The sequence below is a fragment of the Sorangium sp. So ce281 genome (assembly GCF_051527395.1).
Lineage (GTDB): Bacteria > Myxococcota_A > Polyangia > Polyangiales > Polyangiaceae > Sorangium > Sorangium cellulosum_B.
On the sequence record NZ_CP150322.1, the window covers coordinates 5,413,191 to 5,437,985 of the forward strand.

General features: G+C 68.4%; 22 protein-coding genes. 6 read left to right on the forward strand and 16 right to left on the reverse strand.

Annotated features, from left to right (window positions below):
* Window positions 1-43: 43 nt before the first annotated feature.
* Window positions 44-451, reverse strand: a complete 408-nt coding sequence (locus WMF27_RS20455; protein WP_437944424.1) for a Kazal-type serine protease inhibitor family protein — start codon at window positions 449-451, stop codon at window positions 44-46.
* Window positions 452-662: 211 nt separating this feature from the next.
* On the opposite strand from WMF27_RS20455, the gene WMF27_RS20460 reads away from it, so the two are divergent.
* Together WMF27_RS20460 and WMF27_RS20465 are read left to right on the forward strand one after the other, a co-directional pair.
* A complete protein-coding gene (locus WMF27_RS20460; protein WP_437944426.1) occupies window positions 663-2,177 on the forward strand; it encodes a serine/threonine-protein kinase in 1,515 nt (504 codons plus the stop codon).
* 48 nt (window positions 2,178-2,225) lie between these two features.
* Window positions 2,226-3,293, forward strand: coding sequence for a tetratricopeptide repeat protein (locus WMF27_RS20465; protein ID WP_437767208.1), 1,068 nt, complete (start codon window positions 2,226-2,228; stop codon window positions 3,291-3,293).
* A 78-nt stretch (window positions 3,294-3,371) separates the two neighbouring features.
* On the opposite strand, the gene WMF27_RS20470 is transcribed toward WMF27_RS20465, so the two are convergent.
* The 3 genes from WMF27_RS20470 to WMF27_RS20480 form a co-directional block, all read right to left on the reverse strand.
* Window positions 3,372-4,910, reverse strand: a complete 1,539-nt coding sequence (locus tag WMF27_RS20470) for a hypothetical protein (protein WP_437767207.1) — start codon at window positions 4,908-4,910, stop codon at window positions 3,372-3,374.
* Window positions 4,911-5,063: 153 nt separating this feature from the next.
* Window positions 5,064-5,849 carry a response regulator transcription factor gene (locus WMF27_RS20475; protein ID WP_437767206.1) on the reverse strand — a complete coding sequence of 262 codons (786 nt, stop codon included), beginning with the start codon at window positions 5,847-5,849 and terminating at the stop codon, window positions 5,064-5,066.
* A gap of 411 nt (window positions 5,850-6,260) precedes the next feature.
* The gene (locus WMF27_RS20480) at window positions 6,261-7,427 is read right to left on the reverse strand and encodes an alpha/beta hydrolase family esterase (protein ID WP_437767205.1); all 1,167 of its coding nucleotides are present in this window, start codon (window positions 7,425-7,427) and stop codon (window positions 6,261-6,263) included.
* Between the two features lie 312 nt (window positions 7,428-7,739).
* On the opposite strand from WMF27_RS20480, the gene WMF27_RS20485 reads away from it, so the two are divergent.
* A complete protein-coding gene (locus WMF27_RS20485) occupies window positions 7,740-8,576 on the forward strand; it encodes a polysaccharide deacetylase family protein (protein WP_437767204.1) in 837 nt (278 codons plus the stop codon).
* 36 nt (window positions 8,577-8,612) lie between these two features.
* Here the strand turns inward: WMF27_RS20485 and WMF27_RS20490 are convergent, their stop codons facing one another.
* Both WMF27_RS20490 and WMF27_RS20495 read right to left on the reverse strand, forming a co-directional pair.
* The gene (locus tag WMF27_RS20490; RefSeq protein WP_437767203.1) at window positions 8,613-10,883 is read right to left on the reverse strand and encodes a glycoside hydrolase family 15 protein; all 2,271 of its coding nucleotides are present in this window, start codon (window positions 10,881-10,883) and stop codon (window positions 8,613-8,615) included.
* Between the two features lie 534 nt (window positions 10,884-11,417).
* Entirely contained in the window at window positions 11,418-12,494 is a 1,077-nt protein-coding gene (locus tag WMF27_RS20495; protein ID WP_437767202.1) for an ABC transporter substrate-binding protein, read from the reverse strand.
* A 198-nt stretch (window positions 12,495-12,692) separates the two neighbouring features.
* On the opposite strand from WMF27_RS20495, the gene WMF27_RS20500 reads away from it, so the two are divergent.
* Window positions 12,693-13,754, forward strand: a complete 1,062-nt coding sequence (locus WMF27_RS20500) for a hypothetical protein (RefSeq protein WP_437767201.1) — start codon at window positions 12,693-12,695, stop codon at window positions 13,752-13,754.
* A 216-nt stretch (window positions 13,755-13,970) separates the two neighbouring features.
* On the opposite strand, the gene WMF27_RS20505 is transcribed toward WMF27_RS20500, so the two are convergent.
* Both WMF27_RS20505 and WMF27_RS20510 read right to left on the reverse strand, forming a co-directional pair.
* Window positions 13,971-14,462, reverse strand: coding sequence for a nucleoside deaminase (locus WMF27_RS20505; protein ID WP_437767200.1), 492 nt, complete (start codon window positions 14,460-14,462; stop codon window positions 13,971-13,973).
* Complete coding sequence (locus WMF27_RS20510) at window positions 14,459-15,964, reverse strand: cytochrome P450 (protein WP_437767199.1); 1,506 nt, start codon at window positions 15,962-15,964, stop codon at window positions 14,459-14,461. Before WMF27_RS20510 ends, WMF27_RS20505 begins: the two co-directional genes overlap by 4 nt.
* A gap of 696 nt (window positions 15,965-16,660) precedes the next feature.
* Between WMF27_RS20510 and WMF27_RS20515 the strand changes: the two genes are divergently transcribed.
* The gene (locus WMF27_RS20515) at window positions 16,661-17,347 is read left to right on the forward strand and encodes a helix-turn-helix domain-containing protein (RefSeq protein WP_437944431.1); all 687 of its coding nucleotides are present in this window, start codon (window positions 16,661-16,663) and stop codon (window positions 17,345-17,347) included.
* 671 nt (window positions 17,348-18,018) lie between these two features.
* Window positions 18,019-18,168: a hypothetical protein gene (locus WMF27_RS20520; RefSeq protein WP_437767197.1), complete on the forward strand. Its 150-nt coding sequence runs from the start codon at window positions 18,019-18,021 to the stop codon at window positions 18,166-18,168.
* A 154-nt stretch (window positions 18,169-18,322) separates the two neighbouring features.
* On the opposite strand, the gene WMF27_RS20525 is transcribed toward WMF27_RS20520, so the two are convergent.
* The 8 genes from WMF27_RS20525 to WMF27_RS20560 all read right to left on the reverse strand — a co-directional run bounded on the left by WMF27_RS20525 (window position 18,323) and on the right by WMF27_RS20560 (window position 24,792).
* Window positions 18,323-18,625, reverse strand: coding sequence for a hypothetical protein (locus tag WMF27_RS20525; protein ID WP_437767196.1), 303 nt, complete (start codon window positions 18,623-18,625; stop codon window positions 18,323-18,325).
* A 509-nt stretch (window positions 18,626-19,134) separates the two neighbouring features.
* Window positions 19,135-19,458 (reverse strand): hypothetical protein, encoded by a 324-nt coding sequence (locus WMF27_RS20530; RefSeq protein ID WP_437767195.1) that lies wholly within the window; start codon window positions 19,456-19,458, stop codon window positions 19,135-19,137.
* Window positions 19,459-19,539: 81 nt separating this feature from the next.
* On the reverse strand, window positions 19,540-20,946 hold the full coding sequence (locus WMF27_RS20535; protein ID WP_437767194.1) for a hypothetical protein: 1,407 nt from the start codon (window positions 20,944-20,946) through the stop codon (window positions 19,540-19,542).
* A gap of 7 nt (window positions 20,947-20,953) precedes the next feature.
* Window positions 20,954-21,643 carry a hypothetical protein gene (locus WMF27_RS20540; RefSeq protein ID WP_437767193.1) on the reverse strand — a complete coding sequence of 230 codons (690 nt, stop codon included), beginning with the start codon at window positions 21,641-21,643 and terminating at the stop codon, window positions 20,954-20,956.
* Between the two features lie 14 nt (window positions 21,644-21,657).
* Window positions 21,658-22,344, reverse strand: coding sequence for a hypothetical protein (locus WMF27_RS20545; protein WP_437944434.1), 687 nt, complete (start codon window positions 22,342-22,344; stop codon window positions 21,658-21,660).
* 5 nt (window positions 22,345-22,349) lie between these two features.
* A complete protein-coding gene (locus WMF27_RS20550; protein ID WP_437767191.1) occupies window positions 22,350-22,823 on the reverse strand; it encodes a hypothetical protein in 474 nt (157 codons plus the stop codon).
* 8 nt (window positions 22,824-22,831) lie between these two features.
* The gene (locus tag WMF27_RS20555) at window positions 22,832-24,325 is read right to left on the reverse strand and encodes a baseplate J/gp47 family protein (protein ID WP_437767190.1); all 1,494 of its coding nucleotides are present in this window, start codon (window positions 24,323-24,325) and stop codon (window positions 22,832-22,834) included.
* Window positions 24,325-24,792, reverse strand: a complete 468-nt coding sequence (locus WMF27_RS20560) for a hypothetical protein (RefSeq protein ID WP_437767189.1) — start codon at window positions 24,790-24,792, stop codon at window positions 24,325-24,327. The genes WMF27_RS20555 and WMF27_RS20560 overlap by 1 nt, the downstream gene beginning before the upstream one ends.
* Window positions 24,793-24,795: the final 3 nt, after the last annotated feature.

Genomic DNA, 24,795 nt, shown 5'->3' on the forward strand with positions numbered 1-24,795 from the left:
CCGCGGGGGGACGCGGCACATCAGGCCCCCCCGCGGCGCGCGCTCACGAGGGCGCGCCGCACTTGCCGCGCGACGCGACCGACACGCCCGCCGCGTTCGCGAAGCATGCATTGCTGTACGTCTTGCCGTCGCAGCCGCAAACGGGATCGTACTGCTGGGTGCACGCCTGCGGGATGGGCGCGCAGACGCCCGTCTGATCGCCCGCGCCGCACTGCGCCTTGATGTCGTAGTCACAGAAGAAGCCGCGCTCGCACGCGATCCCCGCGATGCCGCCGCAGACGCCGCCCTGCGGCCCGCCGCCTTCCCTCACCTCACTCGACTCGGAGTCGATCGATTCGGGCGCATCGTCGGCCACCTCCACCTGACAGCCCGCGGCGAGCGGGGCCATGGCGAGCGAGAGCCAGACGACGGATGCAATGCGACTGCCCTTGAACCAAGCCTGAACGTTCATGATGTTTCCTTCAATCCTGCGCGGCCCTCTCACGATCACCGACGGCGAGTCGTCCTGGAAGGCGTCTGCTCGCCGTTACCGCTGTAGCGGACAAAAATCGAACGGAATGCCGCCTGGATTCTTCCAGGTCGCGTCTGTATGATCGTCCGCGCTGTCACGGATGTTCTTGCCTGCGAACCGCGCGACCTGGCGGTCGCTGGAGCGACACGGCATGGACGCGATCATTCATCCGGGAACGATCCTGCTTGGCAAGTACCGCGTGGAGCGCGTCCTCGGGCGAGGAGGCATGGGGATCGTCCTTGCGGCCCGCCACCTCGATCTCGGCGAGCTCTTCGCGATCAAGCTCCTCCTGCCCGAGGCGATGGGGACCCAGGTGGCGCTCGATCGCTTCCTGCGCGAGGCGCGGGCGTCGGCTCGCCTCAAGGGCGAGCACGTCGCGAAGGTCCATGACGTGGGCAGCCTCGAGAACGGCGCGCCGTACATGGTCATGGAGTTTCTCGACGGCATGGATCTGAAGCAGGTTGTGCAGGCGCACGGCCCGCTGCCCGTGCGCGACGCTGTGACCTACGTGCTCCAGGCGTCGGACGCGATCGCCGAGGCGCACGTGCTCGGGATCGTGCACCGCGACCTGAAGCCAGCCAACCTGTTTCTCACCCGCCGTCCCAACGGATCGCCGCGCGTGAAGGTCCTCGATTTTGGCATCTCGAGGCTGGTCACGCCCGATGGGATGGATCTCACGAAGACGGGATCGATGCTCGGCTCACCGCTCTACATGTCCCCAGAGCAGATGATGCACGCCAAGCAGGTGGACGCGCGGAGCGATATCTGGGCGATGGGCGTGGTCCTCTACGAGCTCGTGACGGGCCGGGTGCCGTTCCCCGCGGACACGCTGACCGAGATCGTCGGGCGGGTGCTCCAGGATCAGGCGCCCCCGCCGAGCCAGCTCCGCCCGGGCGTGCCGCCAGAGCTCGATGCCGTCGTGGCGCGCTGCCTCCAGAAGCGGCCGGAGCATCGCTTTCAACGCATCGAGGATCTCATGGCGGCTCTGGAAGCCGTGCCGACGGCGCCCGGCCCTGCCGCGGGCGCGGTTCGGCAGAGCGCCGCCTCGCTGCCGGGGTTCGCGGCGCACAGCGGAGCGCTGCCGTCTGGCCATGTGTCGCAACCCGCGCTCGCGCTGCCCACGAGCGCGCCGCCCGCCGCTGCTGCTGCTGCGACAGGCTCCTCCTGGGGGAACGTCACCGCGCCATCGCCGCCAATGAAGGCCCACAAGGTTGGGATCCTCCTGAGCGCGGTGCTGAGTGCGATGGCGCTCGCGGGCGGAGGTGTGTGGCTCGCATGGGGCTCTGCCGGAGCGGGCGCCGAGGGGGCGACCCCTCGCGCGCCGGCGGCGTCTCGAGAGGCCCGAGAGGCCGCCCCGCTGCCGGCTTCTCAAGAGACCCGGGAGGCCGCTCCGCTGCCGGCTCCCTCTGTGGCCACGCCGCCCCTCGACCCGCCGTCCGGCGCAGCGCCGGTGACAACGGCCTCCGCGGCTTCGGCTCCATCCGCCACGACGACGCTGCCGAGGTCCGTGGCCTCACCGCCCGCCGGGAGGCCGGCCAGCGCAGCTGCGCCGGCCTCCGCGAAGCCGAGGGCGAGCCCAGCGGCGAGGGCGGTCGCCAGCGCTCCTGCGGCGATCAGCGCCCCGCAACCGCCCCCTTCGGCCAAGAAGTACGAGGGCGTCTTCTAGAGCCTCTGCCATCGGCAATCGGCAGGATCGAACGACGGAGAGCAAGCGATGACCAGACCTCTGCAATGCGCGCGAGCAACACGCGCGCTCGTCCTTTCGCTGAGCCTCCTCGCGCCCGCTGTGGCGCGGGCGCAGGGGGTCGATTCCCAGGCCGCGCTCGCGGCGCAGGCGCTCTATGATCAAGCCGTCGCCGAGATGGACGCGAGCCGGTACGAGAGCGCGTGCCCCAGGCTCGAGGAGGTGACACGCCTCGCTCCCACCGGCCTCGGCGCGAAGCTCACGCTCGGCGAGTGTTACGAGCGGTGGGGCAAGCTCGCGAGCGCGTGGTCCCAGTATGCGCTCGTCGAATCGCTCGCGCCCCGCGCCGGGCAGCCAGAGCGCGGGCAGCGGGCTGCCGAGAAGGCGGCGGCGCTGAGGCCCAGGCTGGCGACGCTGACGATCGAGGTCCCGGAGGAGGTGCGCTCGATCCCGGGGCTCGCGATCACGCGCGACGGCGTGCCGGTCGGTGCGGGGCAGTGGGCCGCGCCGGTGCCGGTCGACGGCGGAGCGCACGAGATCGTCGCCCGTGCGCCCGGCCGCAAGCCCTGGACGCAGCAGATCGAGGTCGCGGACGGCAACGCGGGCGTCGCACGGATCCCGCCGCTCGAGCGCGACGCAAGCCCGGCGAGCATGCGCAGCGCACGCTCGGAGAACGTACCCGGCACCGGCGCGAAGAGCGAGCGGGCGACCGGCGCGCCGAGCGGGGCGGCGCCGTGGAGGCGCCCGGTGTCGTTCGCCGCCCTGGGGCTCGGCGCGGCGGGCGTTGCGGCCGGTGCGGTGCTCGGCGGGCTCGCGCTCGCGAAGAGCGGCGAGAGCGACGAGCCCGGCCGCTGCGACGCGCAGGACCGCTGCGACCCGACGGGGTTCAAGCTGCGCAACTCCGCGAGAGCGCTCGGCGACGGGGCGACGGTGGCCTTCATCGCGGGGGGCGCGCTGGCCGCCGGAGGGTTGACGCTCCTGCTCACGGCGCCCTCTTCCGCGGGCTCCGAGGTGCGCGCCGGCGGGAAGGCGCCGTCGTGGAGCGCGCTTGCGGCGCTGCTCCCGGGCGGGGTCGCGGTGCAGGGATCGTGGTGGTGATCTCCGGCAAGGAGGCGGCAGGGCGCGGCAGCAGCGCGGCGGCGACACGCCTGCAGACGCTCGCCTCCGGCGGCTCGCTCAGTCGATGTGGAGCCGGGTGACGGCGAGCAGCGCTCTGCCGTCGGCGTCGCCGGCGTCCGCGATGCTTCCGGCGAGGATCAGGCGGCCTGCGGCGTCGAGCGCGCAACGCTGGGGCGGGAACGGGAGGGGAATGCCGCCGGAGCCGCTGGAGCCGAACGACGGGTCGGGCGCCCCATCGGCCGCGAAGCGGAGGGCGACCGGTCCCTTGAGATCGTTGCCGGCGACGACGACGCGGCCGCTGCGGTCGAGGACGAGGCACGACCACGCGGCCTCGCTCGCCGGATCGCTCTTCAGGATGCCCGATGCACCGAAGGAGAGGTCGAGGCCGCTGCCATCCGACTTGAACTTGACGATCGCCGACGCCCGCGGCTGGTTCCAGTCCGCGCCGAACCCGACATAGATGTTCCTCGCTCGGTCGGTGACGAGCGCGAACGGCTGACGTGTCCGTTGTAGATCGGCCTCGTTCACCTGGACATACCCGCCCGTGCCATTGGCGAACGAGGAATCGAGCTCGAGCCCGTAGCGGGTCTCGGCGAGGCGAAAGACGCTCAGGTAGCCGACGACGTAGACGAACCCGTCTCTCGCGGCGGCCACGAGCGGGGGCGACACCTCGATGGGGATCTCGATGGTCTGGCTCGTCGGAGACAACCCAGGTCCGACGTCGACGAGCGCGAGGCTGTCGCCCAGCTTTGAATGGGTCAGCTCGCGGTGCAGCTGGCCTCCGAGGGTGCTCGGAAAGATGTACGTTCCCGGCGCCTCGCGATGGCCGCCGGTTCCGAACGGGGTCAGCGTGGAGCCGGAGGGCAGCACCTGGGCGACCCAGAGCCGGCTGGTGTAATCGGTGCCGTCGTTGAGGTGTCCCATGCGCACCAGGATGTCGCCATGCGCCTCATCGACGTAGGCCCCCCAGACCTTGTCGGTGCTGATGGCGAGATCGATCGGAAGGACGCCGCGGCCGTTCTGGAACCCCTCCTGGCCGTTGAACGCCGGAGCGAACGAGGGATCGAGCCCCCCCTCGGGGGTGAGGAACGCGACGAAGGCGTCGCCGCGGTCGTAGGCCTCGGGGAAGAGATACTCATCATGTCCGGAGACGGCGATCCTCCCTGACGGCAGCGATTGGAGCTCGACGATGGACAAGGACCTGGCGGGCTTGCCGTCTAGATCGGTCCTCGCGATCCCGGCCACGCCGAAGGTCTCGTCGATGCCTGGACCCACCGGCGATGCCCCCCCGACACCGGCCGCCCCGCCGCCGCCCTCGCCGGCCGCCCCGCCGCCGCCCGCGCCGGCCGCCCCGCCGCCGCCCGCGCCGGCCGACCCGCCGCCGCCCGCGCTGGCCGATCCGCCGCCTCCGTCCCCTGCGCCGGCGCTGGTCGCAGCGCCGGTCGAGCCAGCGCCGCTCGCTCCCGCTCCAGCCGTCGAGCCCGTGGCGGCGAGCGTCGGCTCATCGATGCCAAGGATGGCGTTGCAGCCCCAAAGGCACGACGCCAGCCCGACGACGGCCCAGCTGCAGGTTCCTGCGGAACGAACGAGAAGCATGGTATTCCCCAGAATACACGAATTTCCCGGGCCGGCTCCGGCGGGTGCGCGTGTCCGCGATCGCCGGCCAGCACCTCGATCCGGCCTGCGGGTCGCGGTGGCGCTCGCCCTCTTCCACCGGCGATCGACGGACTGGCGCCGTCTCGCCGCGCGTCAGCCCAGGAGCCCCCGCTCGCCCAGCCACAGCGTCGCGCCGGCGCGGCTATAGATGCCGAGCTTGTCGTAGGCGTGGGCGATGTGATGCTGCACGGTCTTCTGGGAGATGTGAAGGACGACGGCGATCTCGCGGTTGGTCTTGCCGACCCCGACGAGCCGCAGCACCTCCAGCTCGCGCGCCGTGAGCGCCCTTCGCGACCGGACGGGCCGAGCGCGCCCGCCGCTGGCGCGCTCGCCGCTGGCGCGCTCGCCGCTCGGAGGAGCGCTCGGAGCGGGATCGGTGGCGAGCAGATAGTTGTACGTCGTCCCGCGTCCCCCGGCGAGGCGATGGGTCCAGATCGGGTTGGCGCAATAGAGCTCCAGCATCTCCTTCGTGTACCCGATCACGAAGTGCTCGAAGTACGGGTGCCAGGCCGGGAGGTCGTGAACTCGAAATTCGACGCCGGCGTCACGCAGCGCCGCCTCGGAGCGGCTGTCGGTCTCGGAGAAGTAACGATGCCAGAGGGTGGGAATGGTCGTGACCAGCGAGGAGATCCCCGGATCTCGGACGAAGCGCTTCAGCGGGCCATCGACGAGCGCCCAGCGCGCCGACTCGGCCCCGAGCTCGAAGAGGGCGTCCTTGCGGTCCGGATAGAAGCGCCGCACGAGCTCGTCGTGGAACGTGAGGAACTCGGGAAGCGGAACCAGGCTGCTCGCCGTGATCGGCTGCCTGAACCACGGGTGGCTCAGCGCCATGTCACGAAAGAGGCCGCGCCACGCTTCCGAGCCGAATCTCCGGCTCACCAAGGTTTTCCGCGTCAGGATTGTGGTTCCGCTGACCTTCATGGGAAGCTCGTTGACGCCTCCCGCTGGACGACGAAGCCGCTCGGGAGGCAGGCTCCCAAAGTATCACTCACCACGTCGAACGATCAAGGCGTCAGCCACCAACGCGCGAGTTCGCGTGTCACGCCGCAGCTACGATCACGCGGTATTCGCGCACCGGCAACAGATTCTTCTGATGGCGCTGCAGCCCGACAGACCGCGCTGTGGGATGCGTAGCGTCATTGCATCCAACAGCGGGTCGTATCTCGATGTCAGCGGAGTCGCACGAACGTGGAGGCGGGTGTGGGCAGGACGGCGACGATCGAGGGAGGCCGCGCGCGGGAATGAGGGGACGCGCCGCGTCGAGCGCGCGGAGCGCGCGTCAGGAGGCGGTCACGGCATGACGTGCCGCTTCAGGACCGGCCAGCCGACCGCGGCGTTGCCGTAGTCGTGGCCCCCTCCCTGCTTCGTGCAGAGGGCCACTTCGACGCCGCCCTCGCAGTTCGAGAAGGTCGAGCAGCCCTTGCTGTCTTCGGCCGATGGCGAGCCCGTGCACTTGTTGATCTGGCCCCACTTCTCGAGGGTCGATTTCGCCCCGAGGAACGTGATGGGCATGCCGCTCACCACCGCGGAGTATCCACCGGCGTAAGGCACGATCGGATCCCCGGTGCTGCGGAACGAGATCACGGTGATCGGGCGCGATGGTTTGCAATCGCCGACGTTCTCCTGCAGGAGATCGAAGGCGGCGGGCGCCACGGCGGCGAACGTATCGGCCGCGTGGCAAGCGAGGTAGTGGGACATTCCACCTCCCATCGAGAAGCCGACCGCGTAGATGCGCTTGGGGTCGATGCAGGCGCTCTCCTGGATCTGGGCCACCATCGCCTTGACGAACGCCACGTCGTCGGTGTTCTTCACGCAGCAGGGCCCCACGTTCCAGGCGCCGCCCGACGGGCCGGACAGCCCTGACGGGAACGCCATGATCACCCCCTCCGGGTCGGTCTGCGCCGGATACGGCGAGCCCGACCGCTCCGACGGGCCAGAGCCGCCGAGGGGGTGGAGGTCCACCACGAGGGGCACCGGCTTGCTGCCGTCGTACGCGGCGGGGACATGCAGGACATAGCTGCGGTTCGAGCCGCCGATCGTGATCGTCTTGTTCGTGTCGCCGGCCCTCAGCGCGGGCGACGGGCAGGTGATGGGCTCGCCGCCACCAGCGCCGCTCGTGCTGGCGCCGCCGCCGGAGCCGCTCGTGCTGGCGTCGCCGCCGGCGCCGCTCGTGCTGGCGTCGCCGCCGGCGCCGCTCGTGCTGGCGCCACCGCCGGCGCCGCTCCCACCGGCGCCATCGCTGCCGGTGCTGCTGCTGCCGCTGGCCGAGCTCGTCGTGCCTCCCGACCCGCTGCCGCTGCCCGAGGTGCTGCTCGTGCTGGCGCCGGCGGCGGGGCCGCCGCCGTCGCCGCCGGCGCTGGTGGTCCCGTCGCTATCGCCACCGCAGCCCCAGAGGGAGATGCCGAGCGCTCCCAATACCAGAATCAGCTTCGGTAAACTCGTTCGTCCGTACATCATTGGTCAGCACCTCTGTCCGGTGGGTTCAAGACCGCCATCCGGTGCTCGGGCCATGTCCTCGGAAGCGTGGGACAGCGCCGCCCCTCGTTTTCCCGGCTCGCCGTCCGTCGTCACATCACCCGATGCACGTGGCTGTCATATCCGACGTCGCAGGCTCGAGGCATGGGCATACTGGCCTATGCCTCGACGCCGCCGCCGCTCGCCGCCGCTCGCCGTCCCGGGAGCATCTCCAGGCATTCCGGGAAGGCGCAGAGAGCGCGCTGGTCTCCCCGGAAGGGCGCCGGAGGCCCGGGCACGGTCGATGATACGGCGATGTGTTCCGTGGAGATCGTGCCCACGGAGAGGGGCTGTGCGCGCCCCGCGACGCGCCGGCAGCAGGCGGTGCTGGCGTTCGTCGTGGCGTGCCTCGCCGCCGTCCTCCTCTCCCCGGTCCACCTGACGCGGCGTCCCCCGGGCGCCCTTGTCGTATCCATCGAGTTCGACGACACGCTGGCGGATCAGCTCTCCGTGCGCTCCATCCTCGCCGAGCACAGGATGCATGCCACGTTCTTCGTGAACAGCGGTGCACTCGACCGCCCCGGCTACCTGACGGTCGCGCAGCTCCGCGCGCTCGCGTCCGACGGCCATGAGATCGGCGGCCACACCATCAATCACGTGCGGCTGCCCGGGCTCAAGGTCAGCGAGCAGCGCCGGCAGATCTGCGATGATCGCCGCGCCCTCCTCGCGCTGGGCTTCGCCGTGAGCGACTTCGCCTATCCCTGGGGCGCCCACGACAGCGTCAGCGTCGAGCTGGTGCGCTCCTGCGGTTACGACAGCGGAAGGCGCGCGGGCGGGCTCGCGTTCCCCTCATGCATCGTGTGCCCACGGGCGGAGTCCATCCCTCCCCGCGACCCCACCGCCACCCGCGCGGCCGGCTCCCTCACCCGCAGCCAGGGCGTCCCCACGATCCAGGCGATCATCCGCAGCGCGCAGCAGGACGGCGGATGGATACAGCTCATCTTCCACCATGTCTGTGATGCCTGCGGCAAGTACAGCATCTCCAGACAGGACTTCTCCACCCTCCTGGACTGGCTCGCGGAGGAGCGCGACGCGGGCCGCGTCGTCGTCCTGACCGTGCGGCAGGTGATCCACGGCGAGGTGCCTCGCTAGGCTGCCCGTGGCGTGGACGAGGCCCCCCGAGGCGGATCAGTCGCGGAGCGGCGGAGCCACGCCCGTCCCGCGAGGACGCGCGTCCCCTCGGGTGGCGCCTCCGGGGCTGCTCATCGGCAGGCGGAAGAGGGTCGCGTCGTCGTGCGCGCGCAGGGTCAGGACGAACTCGGAGTGCGCCCACCCGAGCGGCGCCGCCGAGCCGGTCGGCTGGCCGGCGCGGGGCCCGCGATCGAAGACCTGCTCCGGCAGCATCTGGGACGAGGTCGCGAAGCGCCCCATCGCGTCGAGGTAGGGCCGCATCCTCTTGCGCGCCGCCGCCGGCGAGGTGGGCTTCTCGAGCGCCTTCGCGAGCTCGTACTCGGCTCTCTCGCCCGTGAGAATCGGCCACAACATGCCTCGTGTCCGCTCGCCCGTGAGCGGGTCGAAGCCATACCCATCGCCGACATAGCGATAGAATCCAGGGCCGACCCCGGGGACCTCGACGCGCAGCGCGGCGTCGCAGGCCGCCAGCGAATCGGCGATGTTCGCCGCGTGCGCCGGGCGCACCCCGAGGACGACGAGCCTGAGGAAGCCGCAATCGACGATGTCGCGCTCCAGCCAGGAGCGCCCACGCAAGACGTAGCGTCGCTCGTCGTTCGGGTCTCTCGGGGCGTCCGGGCTGCCGGTCCCGTCGACGCGCACGAAATACCGCCCGTTGGCGGTGCCCCCCTGGGTGGTGAACGTCCAGCCGTCGATCTGCCGGGCCCAGCGCTCGGCCGTCTCTCTGTACCGGGCATCGCGCTCGGGGTCACCCATCGCGCCCGCGATCTCCGCGGCATGGGTGAGCGCGGCGCAGACGAAGGCCAGGGTCGACGGCGAGACGCCCGAGACCTCCTCCCATCGATCGAGCGGGGTCCAGGGGCCGAAGGCGACGAGGAAGTCGGCGGCGCGGCGCGCGAGATCCCAGCACGCATCCGCCGCGACGAGCCGCGCCTCGACCACGTGATAACAGAGGTCGATCGGCTGCGCGACCTGATCGAGCTCCAGGCCTCTCCAGTACGGTTCTCCGTCGGACCAGGTGTTCTGGTAAAATGAACCCTCCTTCGAGACATGGAGAGAGCCGAAATCCCAGGTGCCGTCCGACGCGGAGAGCTGGATCCTTTTCATGAACCGCATCGCGGCCACGGGCGAGCGCGCGTCGCCTGCGGCGAGCAACGCGAGCGCGATCTGGCTGAGATCGCGCGGCCACACGAGGTGGTAACCGCCCGTGACCCTGCTCGAGGTCCTCGGCGAGATCGCGCTCGCCCGGTCGAGCCTGACGTCGCCCCAGGGCACGGACGGCGACGCGATGAAGGCCCCAGGGTGCGCCCTGTCCTCGAGGGACTTCATCACCGCCACGGAGCTCCGGTAGAGGCGCGCGAGGTCGGGCGAAGCGCGCCCGAGCGGGCGGAGGGACGCCTGATAGGCGCGCCACTGGGCGCGGAACCTGTCGAGGAGCGCGTCGGGGTCCTCGCGGAGCGACGCCTGGGCGGCGCGGTGGGCGTGGTCGATGTCGCGTCCGAAGCCGAGCGCCAGCGTGAGCTCACAGACCCCGGGCGAAAGCGGGAGATCCAGCTCCCCGGTCAGCACGACGTCCCCGTCCCTCGCGTCGCGGTAGTGCGTGGTCAGCGTGCGGTGGTTCTGCAGGTCCCGGTAGCCGTCGCTCTCGGCGCCCGAGAAGCCGGCTGTGGCGTCGCGCCAGGGAATGGAGGCCACGAGGGCCTGGGCGAAGGGGCCTTGCCAGGCGAACAGCCCCGCCCCCGGCGCGCCTCCGGTGCTCGCCATCGCGCTGTCGCCGAGCGGCGTGTTCCCCGCGCTGGGGTTGTGAAGGACGAAGAACCTGAGCCCTCGGACTTTCCTGGTGATCTTCAGGCGCTGCAGGACCACGTCGCGGTCGGGATCGGCGAAGATGATCTTCTCGATCTTGAACCTGCCGCGCGGATCTTCCGTGATCACCCGGAAAGCCGGCACGCCGCGCTCGATCCAGCGGACGCTCCGCCGTGCGTCTCGCCGCTCCTCGAAGAGGGCTCTGTCGGCCGCCGTGACGAGCAGCTGGCTGTCCCGCGTCTGCGGGGTATCGTTCGTCGGCCAGAATACCTCGGTCAGGACGCCGCTCGCTCCGGTGAACCATACATTGCTGATCGGGGCCGTGTCGGAGCGCGCCGAGTACTTCAGGTCCTCGTCGTAGCTCTCGTACGCGGCGCCGAAGAGATCCTTGGAGCCGTGAGACCAGCTTCCCGCGGACGAGGACCCAGGCGCCGCGCCGGAGGGCGTCGCGGCGCTCGCCACGTCAGCGAGCGGGAGCGAGGCCCCAAGGGCTGCGACCAGCAACGTTCTCCCGAGAATTCGCATGGACCGGCTCCGAGCTGCGATGAACGCGCAGCGCGTCGGTCTCGAAACATGCAACGCCCGGTCCATTGACGCCCAACCCACCGCCCTCAACGCATGGCCGACGCTCCTCTGCTGGAGTCATCGGCCTAGCGCGGCGCGGTGTGCGTCTCCTGCGCGCGCCGGCGTGAGCACCGACGTTCCCCTCGGCAGCGCGCGTTCCGCCATCCCGCCCGCGCGCGCTGCCGCAAGGCAGGCCGGTTGCCGCTGTCGCGCGCGGTGAACAAGGAAGAGCGCCATGAAGCGGACAGCCGCGTGTGGGGCTCGCAGACCAGAGCGTCATCGCGCGATGCCCACGTTCGTTCGGCCAGCGCATCCGATTGATCGACGCCTTCGTCCAGCGCTCCGCGCCGCTGTCTCGAGCAACGGCCGCGCGGCGACCTTACAGAGAACGTGGCACGCACGCCAGGCCGTCCCTTCGGCGTCCGACGTTGCCTATTTCGCGGCCTGGTCGTTCGCGTAGGGGTTGAGCTCGTTCGTGTAGACGCGGCTCAGGGCGATCTCGCCCGGCTTGAGCTCCCCGCTCTTGACCATCCAGTCGATCCAGACCTGGAAATCGCGCTCCGCGATCAGGCCGCCCTTGCCGGCGACGCCGTGGCTGCGCCAGAACTTGATGGCCGAGTCCTCCTCGTTCCGACCGCGCTTCTTCATCAGCGCGATGCAGCGCGCCACCACCGTCTCGCGCGGGGTGTCGCGGGCCCACTCGATGGCCTTGGCCGTCGCCTCGACGAAGCGCCGCGCGGTCCTGGGGTTTTGCTTGATGAAGCTCGTCTTCATCACGTAGCTGCCCGCGGTGAACTTGCCGTAGAGCTCATAGTCCGAGAACAGCGGGCGAATGCCGCCGCGCTCGAGCGCGCGATCGCGGTAGATGTCGCCGAGCGACGCGACGTCGACCTGCTTCTCGCGGAGCAGCTGCTCGCCGTTCACCGGGGGAACGACGAGCAGCGTGACGCGCCGGGCCTCCTCCGGCGCGAGCTGGCCTCGCGACAGAAACTCCTTGACCATGAACTCGCTGTGAGCGCCGAGCGTGTTCATGGAGATCGTCTTGTCCAGGAGATCGCGCGCCGTGCACAGCGGGCTGTCGTTCAGCACGTAGAAGCCGCTCTGGCGTTGCTCGTCGACACCGTAGTAGCCGGCGACGGCGATGATGGGCGCCTTGGCCGCGATCAGCTTGATGATGGCGCCGTTGAAGGCGCCGCCGAAGTCGGTGTCGCCGGTGACCACGGCCTGCACGCTCTGCGGGCCGCTCACCGTGCTGCCGACGAAATTCAGGCGGATCGGCGCGAGGTAACCGAGATCCTCGGCGAGCTCGATCGGCGACACGGTGCCGTTGTTGCCCTGATAGCGGAGCTCGAGCGTCTCGAACTCGCCCTCCGATCCGGCGGCGGAGGCGCGCGAAGCGTCGTCGCGCGAGCAGCCCACCGCGGCGCACGACACCAGCAGGGCGAAAAGGTGGACGGCACGCAACGCGGCGCGGAGCAGGTCACCAGGGAGGGGATGCGGAGCAGTCATATCCGTTATGTTAGACGATTATCCGTTATAATACAAGACTCTCCTCTTGCCGAAGAACTGGCGCATGCGTCAGAACGCGTGGCCCTCGACGTGCCTGGCACAGGTTTTTCTTGAACGCCGTCTTGCATCAAACCGCGCGCCTTTCTCGGGATCTTCCCACGCGCGGCCCTGGCACTCTTTGGCACAGGAGCGAATCCAATGACAGACCTTCGACCTACGTGGCTTCATCTCGGCCCCGTGTTCTCGCTCGCGATCGCCCTTTCCGGCGCGCTCGCGGGCTGCGGGCCGCTCGGGTGGACGACCTGTGAGTACGACGGCGTCGAGTACAGCCCCGGCGACGAGTTTCGTGACAGGTGCAACAGCTGCTTCTGCTCGGAGGACGGGAGCGTCTCCTGCTCCGATATGGCGTGCACCTCCGACTGCACGTGGGGCGGGGTCACCCACGCGCCGGGCGAGTCGTTCCCTGCCGGGGACGGGTGCAACAGCTGCTTCTGCATGGAGGACGGGAACGTCGCCTGCACCCTGGTGGAGTGCACCGGCGGCTGCGCCTACGGCGGGCTCGCCTATATGCCCGGTGAGTCGTTCCCGGCGTCCGACGGGTGCAACACCTGCACCTGCGATCCCTCGGGCTCCGGGAGCGTCGGCTGTACCAAGATCGCGTGTCACGGCTGTGAACGAGACGGCATCGGTTACGCGGCGGGGGCGCCGGTCCCACCGGGCGACGGCTGCAACACCTGCACGTGCAACACGGACGGCGAAATCGTGTGCACGGACGTGGCTTGTCCGGAGGGCTGCAACTATGGAGGCGTGGAGTACAGGCCGGGCGACAGCTTCCCTGCCCTCGACGGCTGCAACACCTGCACGTGCGGCGGGGATGGCAGCGTCGCATGCACGGAGAAAGGCTGTCTGGAGGCCTGCACGTATGGAGGTGTGGGGTACGAGCAGGGCGACAGCTTCCCCTCCCTTGACGGCTGCAACACCTGCACCTGCACCGCCGGCGGGGGCGTGGCGTGCACCGAGCGTTACTGCGGATGCGACGCATCGAGCGAGTGGTGGCGCCAGTACGTGAGCACCAGCCCGGAGGAGTGCGCGCTCATCGACTTCGCCTGCACCGGAGGCTTGACCTACGTCTCCAACGAGTGCGGGTGCGGCTGCGAGCAGGACCCGAGCTGTCCGCCGTCGTTTGATTGCATGCCACCTCAGGCGTGCGATGCGGACGAGATCAAGAAGCGCTGCCCGTACTCCACGATCGTATTCTGAGCGGATACGTCGCGCGCGCCCCGCGAGGCCCCGCGCGCTGCGTAGCGACGGAGCCTGTGGGGACCGCCGTGAACGAGCCGCGGCGCGGATCACGGCGCGAGGCCGAGCGCGCGGCGGCCGAGATCGTGCGCGCCCACCGCGCGCCCGGTCTCGAGATCGCGGACGACATCGAGCGTCTCCTTCCAGTAACCCTCCGCCTGTCGGGCGCGGAGCGGGCTACGGCCGCTCCACGGCGCTCCGCAGCAGCGCCACGGCGGCCTCCCGCAGGATCGGCCCCTCCACGCGCACGGCGGGCGAGGCGTTCGCCAGCACCTCGTGGCAACGCACCGGCAACGCTCGCCCGCCGAGCGCCGCGATGATGTCCTGCGTGCTGGCGGCGTAGACGATGCGGCTCACCCCCGCCCAGAACAACGCCCCCGAGCACATGGCGCAAGGCTCCCCGCTGGCGTACACGGTGCCGCCCGCGAGCGCTTCCGGGCCGTGCGCCGCCGTCGCTTCGCGGATCAACACCACCTCGGCGTGCGCAGTGCAGTCCCCCTGCCCTGCGTTGGCCGTGCGCCGCTGGTTGAAGCTCACCTGGAGCACCTGGCCGCCTTGCACGAGCACGGCGCCGAACGGCATGTTGCCGGCGCGCAGGGCGTCGCTCGAGGCGTCCACGGCGAGCTGCATGAAGCCAGCGTCCAGGGGGTCGTCTACTTGATGGGTCATGGTGAACCGACCTCGCCGTTCACCGAGATCGAGCGCGAGATCACGCCTGCGGGCGCGCGGCGCGCAGGCGTCACACGGAGACGGAGCTGACCGACCGGGCGTGCCATGCCGCCCATCATGAGGTCGAGCCATGCGCGCGGCCGGCGAAGCACCTCGATCCGGAAGTCGCGCAGGAGCACGGTGAGCGAAATTCCCAACATCGTGTAGGCGAGCGTCCGGCCAGGGCAGAGGTGATGGCCGAGCCCGAACGCGCCAAACCGCCGCTCCTTGACTGCGGGGCTCTGGAAAGCGTCCGTCTTCATGTCGCAATACCGATCGGGCTCGTAACGAGACGGCTCATGGTAGAATGACGAATCGCCGTTGACGAGCCCCATCGACATCCCGATGAGGCTGCCGGCCGGGATCAGGTGGCCGCCCAGCTCCACCGGCCTCCGCGAGAGCCGCCAGAGGCCGCCGTTGCCATGCAGGCGCAGCGACTCGTTGATCGAGCGGAGCAAGACAGGCATGCGGCAGAGCGCGCCGAGATCGAGGGCTTGCCCATCCTGGAGGACGCGAGATTGCTCCTCGAGCACCGCGGCGAGCGCCCGCGGGTGCTCCAGCAGCTCCGACAGGCTCGCGGCGAGGCTCATGGCCGTGTTCGTGTGCGCGCCGAACACCGCACCCATCACGGCGAGCGCAGCATTGCGGAGCTGCTCGGGCGTCGCGGCCGTGGGCTCGTCCCCGAGGGAACTCTTGATCACCGCATGGAGATAACCTTCCGGGTCGGCGCTGCCCTCGGCCGCCACGCGCCGCACCTCGCTCATGAAGATCGAGAGGATGCGCTCCCGCGCCTGCTTGCGGCGCTTCGCCGAGGGCGTCTCGATGGGCAGGAAGAAGCCCGTGAGGTTCAGCTCGCTCTCGAGGATGTGGAACTGGCGCGCGAGCTCGTCGCACAGCGCCTCGGAGATGGTGTCGCCGCACACGAACCGGCAAGCCATGTGCAGCACGAGGTCGTTGGCGAGCGCGAGCGCGTCGATCTCGCCGCCGGCGAGCCGCGCGCGCAGGAACCGCGCCGTGAAATCCGCGAGGGGGCCGCTCTGGCGACGCACGGACGCGCCGGAGAGCGCGCGGAGCACGTGGGGCTGGACCTCGACGAAGAGGTCTTCGCCGAGGACCCTGCCGGCGAGCCGCCGGTACGCGTCCACGAGGTTCAGCTCTTCACCCGCGTCGATGAAGCGCTGTGTGGCGTCCTTCCCGCCGACGAACGTGAGCGGGAGCCCGAACAGCGATAGGGTAAATACATCACCAAGCGCCTCGTGGCCTGCGCGCTGGAGCTCGGTCGGGTCGGCCAGCAGCGCGATCGCCGTACCGATGCCGGGCACGATCGCCCCCAGCCGCGGCGGCCCCGCCCCGTTGGACCGGGACTCGGCACGGACGAGCGCCCGCACGATCTTCCGCCGCGCGCGGCCGGTGAGCGGCTGGGGGGCGCTGCTATCCACCTGCGATCGAGATGTATTTTGCATGGGATGGTAACTCCAAGGTTCGCATAGGAGCGAGCGTTATGACCACTGTCAAGAGGAGTGCCTTCTTGCTGTCCGTCGTTACCCCCGCGCGCGGATCGCCCTCGGCCGGCGGCAGCTCTGCCGAGGACGGACGAAGCGATGCCAGCGGGGTTCGCGACGGCGCTCCCCGGAGGCGCGAACCGAGGTTCGCCGATTGCCGTGGGGTAAACACCTCTACGTTCAACACCGCATTGCCGGACACGCGCTGCGCGGGCCCCGGGCTCGTGGGTGTGCGCGGCACTCGGCAACTGCACGGCCGCCCTGAACGCGTGTCGGTGACGTCGCCTCGCTGGATTGCCGCAGCGGGGAGCGAGCCTCCGGGGGAGAAGACACGCGGTCCGCTGAACGGCGGCCGAGGCGAAGAGGCGCCTCGGTGGCCTGCGCTCGATGCGGATCGCCACCCCGAGGATGCCCGGAAGGCCCTCCCCGCTCCCTTCGCCTGCATGGCGTGAGCGGTGCCGGGAGGCGCGCGGCAGCGGCATTCGACCGGACGCTTGTTCCCGCGCGCCTGGCGAGTCCGCTCGGCGGGGCCTGACCCGAGAGCGCGCTCGACGTTGCCGGAGACATGCCGGCGCGGCGTGCGCGGACGGCCTTCGGGATCCGGCGCCTCGCGCACGTGGTCGGCACCACCCGGTTGCCCAGACCGACCCAGCTTGCTTGCAAGCTCTCGACTGTCGGAGCGTTCGTGCTACTACGGCGCTCCCCATGAACGCCTCGGATGCGATCAAGGAGCGGGTGGACCGCTTTGTAAAGGACATCCTGAACCTGGTCGAACGAGTTCAGGACGAGCACCGCGCCGCAGCGCACCGGACCGTGACGACGATGCTGGCCGATCTGGAACGGCCAGCAGCGAACGCCTCCTCGGCGCGCCGGCCGAAGCCCCGGAAGGCGCCCGCGCACGCCAAAAGGAGCGTGGCGAGGCCTACGAGGAGCGGGAAGCAGGGCGCGCCCTCGGGAGCGTCAAGCTCCCCGACGACGGCTCCGTCCACGAGGAGGACCTCGGCACCGGCATCCGTCGCGGACCGAACCACGGCTGGCACGATGACCGCGACGGGAGCCTCTACGAGCGATCGGGAGGCTGTGGTGCTCGAAACCGTTCGCTCCCTCGTGCGAGGGACGGCGACGGAGATCGCCGCGCGCAGCGGGCTACCGAACGGGAGCGTGTACGTCACCCTTCGCACGCTCGTCGCTCGCGGCCGCGTGGCGAGAGCCGGGACAGCGAGGGGCGCCGAGTACAGCCTCGTCTCGTCCGGCGGGATCCGGCCCTTCAAGCGCGTGAGAGTTGCGAGGCCCACCAGCGCCGCGGAGATGGAACGGACCGCCGACGCCGCGCTCACGGAGTAGAAGATTCCACTCACGCACGAGATCGTCGCGACGCGTTGAATCGAGCCCGGAACCTCCTCTTGTCGAGGGAGAGGGGGCCGTGCTCGTCGGCATCGACGGGATGAGGGCGAAAGTTCCGTGGGTGTTGTCGCTCGTTCGGCAGGCCTGACGGGATGCCGTTTCGCCGCGCCCCGCATCACCGATGCCTGTCCCGCTCTTCCATCGCCGGATCATCGCACGGAAGTGTGCTTCGCACGCGACCGGCTCGGCCCTCGCCAGATGTCCGCAGCAGCCCTGATGGGCGGTATCGGCATCGACGCCGTGGTCATGAGCACCAGGCTGGGGCGGGTTGTGCTTCCCCAGCTTGGTGGCGAGCGTCTTGGCGACGCCTACGGGATACATGGCATTCATCGTGGTAAGACCTCGGCCGAATCAGGTATCGCGCGATGCCTGACAACGAGACGACGACCGTCTCGTTGTCAAAAGCACGGACGCCACGTTTCGACCGTGGCCGAGCCTGGGTACCGATTGCCGTTCTCGTGCTGGTCTCGTAAACTCGTCGGACAAGCAATGTGTCGCAGGCGCCGTGCTACCTACCGTGGCGAGGTGATCGGTCAGAGCGCACTTACCGGGATCTCGACCGGCAAGATAAGGACGCTCGAGCTCTCGAGCTAGGAACCGACCGCCGCTGCGTGCACGCGCGCTCGGCGGCCGACGGGATCGTCGGCAGTATTCCCGACCTGGAGGGACTCTCGCTCGATCTCGACGCGCTCTGGAGCGAGGTAGAGCTGCTCGGTCCTGAATCCGGAGAAGGAGCGCTCGGAGACCCGGAGGCCCAGTAGCGTTGCCGCACTTCGTGCGGCATCGACCTGAACCTCCAGCCGACGCTCAGCTCGTTACCAAGCTATTGAAATGATTAATGAATTGCGTCCCCAGCGGGTCCCTCCTCATCCTGCCCCTGGAAGAGATCTCGATCCTGGCCGCGTAGAGCCCGCCTCAGAGGCCCGGGATCGGCGAGCGCGGCAGCCGGTCGAGCCCAGTCAGGAGGTAGGTGCCTCCGTTCGCCTGCGCCACGATCGCGAGGTCGCCGACCCTGCCTGGCTCGAACGTGAACAAGACGATGTTCGAGCTCCCGTCAAGCCTCGCAGTTATACCAGGAACGGACAAATTCTCGTCAGGATGAATCTGGTCCATGACGAACCGGGCGGCGTCGTGGGAAGGGTACTCGAAGCGCGCCTTCCACTTCTGCTGCCCCTCGTTGTCCTTCCGCAGAAGTCCCAGGAGCTGAGCGGGATCCATCACGTGGCACCTCCAGGCGCCACGGAAGCACACGCCTGAACGTGTGGCAAGACGTCCCACTCCGTAGCCGAGAACACACACCTTAGATCACGTCGCCGCACATTAGGCGATTATGTACGATAACGTACGGACACACGTTGTAGCTCGACATTTACACGTGTGGCTGTGGGCGGGCGGGAGCCGCGCCTTCACGCGACATCGGCGGGAGCTCTCCTTGAGCTCCGCGCTCCTGGTGAGCTCGCTCGGTCAACTGGGAGGGATCGCTAGCCGGGCATGGGTGACCTCCTCGTCCGACCGACACCTCGTGCGGAGCTCGGGATCACGAACGGGACCGCGTACGCAGCCGTTCTCGTACTCGTATGAGGTCCGCCTGAACGTGAAGGATCTCTTCCTCCAGGGCGTCGAGATGGAGGCCGAGTCGGACGGTTCGGACGATGACTCGGATCAGCAGGCAGACGGAGGTCGTGGCACACGCGAGTGTTACCGCCGTCGGCCCGATCTCCACATTATCACCCACCCCGCTTGTTGCTCATCGGTGGGATGGTGTCATCGGCGGGCAGGCGACGACGCAGTTCTTCCTTGAGATCATCGAAGCGCTTCTCCTCGATCTTCGCGAGGATCTTCGCTTCCGACGCCGCCAAGCGATCCTCAAATTTATCCAGCGCGTCGGGGATACGCTCGACCGCGGTGACGAGGGCCTTCGTCCTGTCCTCAAGCGTCGACAGGATCCGGGGTACGACCGATCGTACGACCCATACGATCAAACCCACGAGGCTCGTGAAACCAGCCCCGATGGTCGTCAGAAGGGCCGATTCAACATTAGATAGTTCCATCGCTAACTCCGTAGACATCGGCTTCGACAAGGCACTCGAGATCGGTCCAGCCGACGATCTCGAGTGCCCGGGCCCGGGACGTCACTCCGGGCTCTCCGTCGACTGCATCCGCTGTTCGGGCGTGACCTCCGGGTTGTGCTTCCGCCTGGAAGCGAACCCCATGTCGACGCCGAGCTGCTCGAGCGACCGGAGCATGCAGGGCAAGCAGATGGTGAGCTCGTCACCCCAGGTCGCGTTCTCGAACTCCAGCGAGAAGTCGCTCCCACATTGGGTGCAGTGAGGATCCGCGGGGGCGATCGTGGTGACGGTGCCGCTCGAGCCTCGCCACCGGAGGGACCCAGCCTGTGCGTAGAGGCACCCACCACCGACGGGGTTCGAGGTCGGGATCGAGGTGACGTTCCCGATCCCGATGACCCCCTGCCCGTTCGCGACCGTTTGGCTGGGGGTCGCAGTGTCGATCAGGACGATGTTCCCGCGAGTGGCTGGCGCACTTGCGGATCCAGGCACGATGAAGATATCCCCCGATTTATTTCCAGCACCCGAGGCCACCCCCGAGTGGACATATATCAACCCCGAACTGGTTCCGGCCGTACCGGTCTCAAGGAACACAGCTCCGCTAGGTCCGACAGAGTTCGACCCCGAGAACATTTGGACAGTGCCAGTCTGGAACGCGCTGTCCTTGTCGAACGACTGGATCGTAACGTTTCCGGACCCCTGACCTGACGACGGCGAGGATGCGACCCCGCTCCTGATGGTTACGGCACCAGGGCTACCCGTGGTCGTGTTGCTCGCCGAGACGAGGAGGGTTGTCCCCGAGCTCGCCCCCGTGTCGGCCGGCTTGATCGTGGGCGTCGTGACCGAGGCGAAGGCGCCACCACCGGACCCGTCCCTCCTCACCAGAGCGTTCGCCGTGGCGCTGGACGTAGCGTTGTCAAGGAGGCTTTGGTAAGCCGGCTTCAGCTGAATGTCGTCCGCATTGACGACGATCGAGCCGTCGGCGTTCTGCCCGACATTGTACGCTCCGGCGGAGAAGCTCATGCCGGTCCCGGCCGAAGCCGGGTTCACCACCACGCCGCGGATGAGCGCGTTGAACTTCGAGATCCAGCCGAACTGGCTGGACCCTTCCAACGTTTCGTCGAAAGCCCCGACCCGGTATCCGGTCGCGGTCAGCACATAGACGCCGAACGTCGTCGTCAGGCTGGGATCTTGACGGCCGTTCGCGTCGAGCCCGTTGTTCACCTTCGACTGGAAGATGAGGGCCGACCCCGCTGCGGGTGCGGTGAACGTGGCGTTCTTCGCCACATGGTCGATGGTCAGCCCGGCCGTGACCGTGGTCGACGAGAGCAGCTCATCCGTGTTGATGCACGAGGTTGACCAGCTCTTGATGCCCGCGGTGTCCGCAAGGGCGATCGTGACGGTCGACCCTGCTGGGACGTCGACCCCGTTCAGGGTGCTCGACCCATTCACTGTGCAGATCGGCGAAGCCATCGAAACCTCAAAAGTCGCTCATCTGAGAAAGCGTGTACGTCACGACGCATCCGTGAACGGCCTTCAACCCAAGGACGGCGTACGACGAACCGATATCGCCCTCAGACGAGAACCCCACCACATACTTGTACGTCATCCGATCCACCGTCACGTTGAGGCCGCTGAGCGTGATAGGGTGGATCGTCTGGTAGGCCGGTGAGCTTGCTGACAGATCGCTCTGCGATCCAAGCGAAACGGCGGCCGAACTGACCGGCTTTCGGTACAGCGTGATCCCGGGCATGATGTCCGGGAGATTCGAGTGACCGTTGGCCGGTTCGATGTAGACACTGATCTGGGTAATAACGGCCCCGTGCTCGACGTCGAGCGTGATGTACCCGTAGGCCGACGACGTGTTGGTCGTACGCCACAGTCCGGCGAAGTCGGAGCCGGTCCAGTTCGTCGTCATCGGGACGAACGAACTGCGCATCACCGTGGTAAACGAACGAGGAGCGGAGAACTTGACCTTCCCGCTACTACCCAGCGTGAAGTCGTTGGCCGTGAACGGGCCCGTCGCTGTGACGGTCGAGGCAAGCGTGTCCGTCTGCCCCGCACGCTTGTCGAGAGCGTTCGTGACGTTGGCATCGAGCGCGTTGATCTGCGCGCTCGTCAGCTTCTCGTTGACCCCCCAATCCGGGTTCTTGATTCTCGTAAGCGCCATAAGTTGAGCCTCGTCTAGAAGCGCTGGTTATCGAGGTTTCTGTCCTCGTCGAGGTAGAACCCCGCCCCGTGGACACCATCGAGGAACCAGTCGAACGTCACCCAGGTGGGTAGAAGGTCGCTGAGGAACAACGCGATCTGTGCAACGGCATCGTAGAAGGTCGCATCGTCGAGTCCGGCCGGCTGCACCGTCTTGATCGCCAAGTGCGCGATGGTCGAGTACCAATCGCCATTAGCCAGAGTGACACCCCCAGGAACGGTGGCTCCTCCAGGGACGCGGCCAACCGCCTGCGACGAAGGGGTATGAACGAGGCCAGCGTAGATGCTCCCGAGCACGACCGTCAGGAGATCGTGCACCACCTGCTGCGTTGGAGGTGCGCCGTAAGCCTCCATCTTCGCCCGGACTTTTGCCCGACGCCCGACGTCCGTCTCATTGGGAGGAGGCCGGATGCCGAGGATCTTCTCAAACCGCGGAAGAAAGTCCGTCATCCGGAGCGGGTCCCACTGATTCGCCATCCTCCGGTTCAGGTGCCAGAGGTAGGCGAGCGCTCGGGCTTCGGCGTTCCGCTCGGCCCAGACGTAGGAATCGACCTCCTTGGTGAAGGCAGTCCCGTCCGCTTCGAGAAGGGAGTTGAGGAGATGCTCCTCAATGTGCCCTTCTTCGGCGCCGAACTTCTCGGGGGACGGGTTGAAGTTCCCCATCTATTTCACCAGACGACCAGGGTAATGACGGTGGATGCGTCCGGATCCGTCGCGGTGTTATTCCGCGTGATCCGGATGCGCATCGAGTTGGCTGAGACCCGAATGACCGATGCGAAGAAGAGGCTCTCCCCCACGTTCCCGACCCCGAACCGGAGGTTCAGGCTTCGGGTGACACCTCGAGCATCCGCCACGGTCGTCGGCCAGGTCACGAGGTAGTTGCCCGCCCCCGTCCTTGAGATGGTCGGCTTGTATTCCAGCGCGTTGCCCCAGACGGCATCATGGTCGGTGACCGTGGCCGTAGACCCGTTCGTGGTGAACGAGACGAACGCCCGCTCGATCATGCGGGTCATGGCCGCCGTGTCCGATCGGGCTTCGTTCGACGCCTCGGCCGAGAGGTCCGTCGTGGGATCCTCGGGCGGCGAGTAGTCGACCAGCTCTCCCCCGAGCGCAGCGAAGTCGTTCTTGTCAGGAAGGGCCATGGTGGTGCTCAGACCGGGTAGAACCCGATCTGCCGTGGAACGAAGATGTAGGGGCCGTCCGTGATGGCAGCCGGCAGAGGCGGCGTTACCGCACTCTGATAGAGGTACTGGACGTCGAAGACTTCATCTCCTGCGTCCGAGAGGTTGCGGAGGAACGGCTTCTTCAACCCGGCCGGCCAGCTCGACGCGGCGAGTGGACGGCGGTACGCCCGGGGAAGCAGGCTCGCGTTGCTCGTCTTCTCGTAGGGACCGAGCTTGCCGAACCCGTCGAGCACGGCCGCCACGTACGCCGGCATGTTCTCGGCCGCCGGGAAGATGTAGTCTCCAACCGCCACCGAGACGCCGTTTGTCGAGACGAAGGGCGTGTCGATCGTGACGTCGTAGTTCGGGGCAGCCATGAAGGACGTCACCTTCGCGGTCCGAAGGGTCCAGTCGTCTCGGCTCAACCAGCACACCTGGGAGCCGATGACGGGCGGGATGTCGGAGGCGACGACGAACCTCGTCGAGTTCGTCACCGCCAAGACCGCCGAGTAGCCAGGCGATGCTCGTACGGGGAACGGGTTCCCGTCGGTCCATCCCCCACCCGGTCCCGCTGGGCTTGCCTTCGGGGACGCTGGCAGCGCGAGGCCGATCGAGACGTCGACCTCCTGGTTCTGCACCGTGGTGACGACCACCTCCACGAACTCCGGGAAGGCGGCGAGCACGGCCGGGACGATCGTCCCGGAGAGCACCAGGGCATCGACGTCCCGGTGCTTGTTCGTGCTCGTGGGTGCTCTGACGACGGCAACGTGGACCGTGCTCGGACCGTTGCAACCGGAGTAGGCGAACGCCTTCTGGACGGCCGTCGATGCCTGCTCCGCGGCCAAGGTGATGCTCGGCCAGTTCGTGCCGTTGGGCGGCGACTGGAGCCGCTCCAGGAGCCGCGCCCGAAGGCCCTCGTAGTCTTCGGCGTCCACGCCGCCGGTGAGCCCTCCCGCCCCGACGACCGCGATCGGCTGGACGAACGGCGGGGGCGCCGTCCACCGGAGGACCGTGCCGGCCGGCAGATTCGTCGAGGCCCCCGTGTCCACGCTCGTGATCGGGATCTCGTCGCCGTCGGCATACGGGCCGCCGACCTCGACCTGGTAGGTCAGGCCGGCCGGGTCCAGGAACTGCGCCCCCGTCGGGATCGCGCTCGGTGTGCTGACCGTCGCGTCGAGAACCACAGGGCCGGAGGATGGGCCGGCAGGACGCAGGCTCAGCTTGTACAAGCGGGCGACCCGAACGAGGTCATCTCCCTGCGCCGTGTCCGCCATCTGAGCGTTGGCCGCCAGCGGGACGTTGCTGGAGGCGACGTAGATCTGCTGCGCCAATGCCGTGGCCCGCAGGTAGATCTCCGTCCCCTCGGAGACATTGGGGTTTGCAATCCCCCTCTTGATGAGGGAGTTGCGGTAGGTCCTCAGGAAGTCGTCCCGGATGTCTTCCAGCGACTTGATCTTGAGGGTCTCGATCGTGGTTGCCATCAGACGAACGTCGTCTCGACCTTACCCGTCGAGAGCGCCTTCCACTTCACGGCAACCTGGACCCCAGACTGCGTGACTCTTGCCGTGGTCACGTCAATGATGCTGATGAGGTTCCGGGCCGTCATGGACTTGAGGGCGGCCTCAACCGCCTGCCGATTCCGGGTAGCGATGTTGTCCGTGATGACCCCCGTCGGAAGCTCGATGCCCATCGTCTGCACTGCTGAAGAAGCAAGGGCCGTTCGGAGGGCGAGGTAGACCATCTGACTCAGCGACTCCCACCCGACCTTGTTTCCTGCATCGTCGAGCACGAAATCGCCCGAACGGGTGTCTATCAGTGCGCAGTCGCCGTAGGTGCCGTCCGGCCTTCTCAGGAGCTCGGCCGTGGAAGAATTCACCTGCGCAGGCGAACCGAACCCATACCTGGAGGACCCGAACCCGCAGGCGCCAATACCCAAGTTGCTGCTCATGGG

Excerpts from the sequence above, each read along its gene's own strand:
- WMF27_RS20545 (WP_437944434.1), bottom strand. The coding sequence starts at position 22,344 with ATGGGGAACTTCAACCCGTCCCCCGAGAAGTTCGGCGCCGAAGAAGGG.
- WMF27_RS20480 (WP_437767205.1), bottom strand. The coding sequence starts at position 7,427 with ATGATGTACGGACGAACGAGTTTACCGAAGCTGATTCTGGTATTGGGA.
- WMF27_RS20560 (WP_437767189.1), bottom strand. The coding sequence starts at position 24,792 with ATGAGCAGCAACTTGGGTATTGGCGCCTGCGGGTTCGGGTCCTCCAGG.
- WMF27_RS20465 (WP_437767208.1), top strand. The coding sequence starts at position 2,226 with ATGACCAGACCTCTGCAATGCGCGCGAGCAACACGCGCGCTCGTCCTT.
- WMF27_RS20485 (WP_437767204.1), top strand. The coding sequence starts at position 7,740 with ATGTGTTCCGTGGAGATCGTGCCCACGGAGAGGGGCTGTGCGCGCCCC.
- WMF27_RS20540 (WP_437767193.1), bottom strand. The coding sequence starts at position 21,643 with ATGGCGCTTACGAGAATCAAGAACCCGGATTGGGGGGTCAACGAGAAG.
- WMF27_RS20495 (WP_437767202.1), bottom strand. The coding sequence starts at position 12,494 with ATGACTGCTCCGCATCCCCTCCCTGGTGACCTGCTCCGCGCCGCGTTG.
- WMF27_RS20550 (WP_437767191.1), bottom strand. The coding sequence starts at position 22,823 with ATGGCCCTTCCTGACAAGAACGACTTCGCTGCGCTCGGGGGAGAGCTG.
- WMF27_RS20525 (WP_437767196.1), bottom strand. The coding sequence starts at position 18,625 with ATGGATCCCGCTCAGCTCCTGGGACTTCTGCGGAAGGACAACGAGGGG.
- WMF27_RS20500 (WP_437767201.1), top strand. The coding sequence starts at position 12,693 with ATGACAGACCTTCGACCTACGTGGCTTCATCTCGGCCCCGTGTTCTCG.
- WMF27_RS20555 (WP_437767190.1), bottom strand. The coding sequence starts at position 24,325 with ATGGCAACCACGATCGAGACCCTCAAGATCAAGTCGCTGGAAGACATC.
- WMF27_RS20535 (WP_437767194.1), bottom strand. The coding sequence starts at position 20,946 with ATGGCTTCGCCGATCTGCACAGTGAATGGGTCGAGCACCCTGAACGGG.
- WMF27_RS20530 (WP_437767195.1), bottom strand. The coding sequence starts at position 19,458 with ATGGAACTATCTAATGTTGAATCGGCCCTTCTGACGACCATCGGGGCT.
- WMF27_RS20460 (WP_437944426.1), top strand. The coding sequence starts at position 663 with ATGGACGCGATCATTCATCCGGGAACGATCCTGCTTGGCAAGTACCGC.
- WMF27_RS20505 (WP_437767200.1), bottom strand. The coding sequence starts at position 14,462 with ATGACCCATCAAGTAGACGACCCCCTGGACGCTGGCTTCATGCAGCTC.
- WMF27_RS20510 (WP_437767199.1), bottom strand. The coding sequence starts at position 15,964 with ATGCAAAATACATCTCGATCGCAGGTGGATAGCAGCGCCCCCCAGCCG.
- WMF27_RS20455 (WP_437944424.1), bottom strand. The coding sequence starts at position 451 with ATGAACGTTCAGGCTTGGTTCAAGGGCAGTCGCATTGCATCCGTCGTC.
- WMF27_RS20470 (WP_437767207.1), bottom strand. The coding sequence starts at position 4,910 with ATGCTTCTCGTTCGTTCCGCAGGAACCTGCAGCTGGGCCGTCGTCGGG.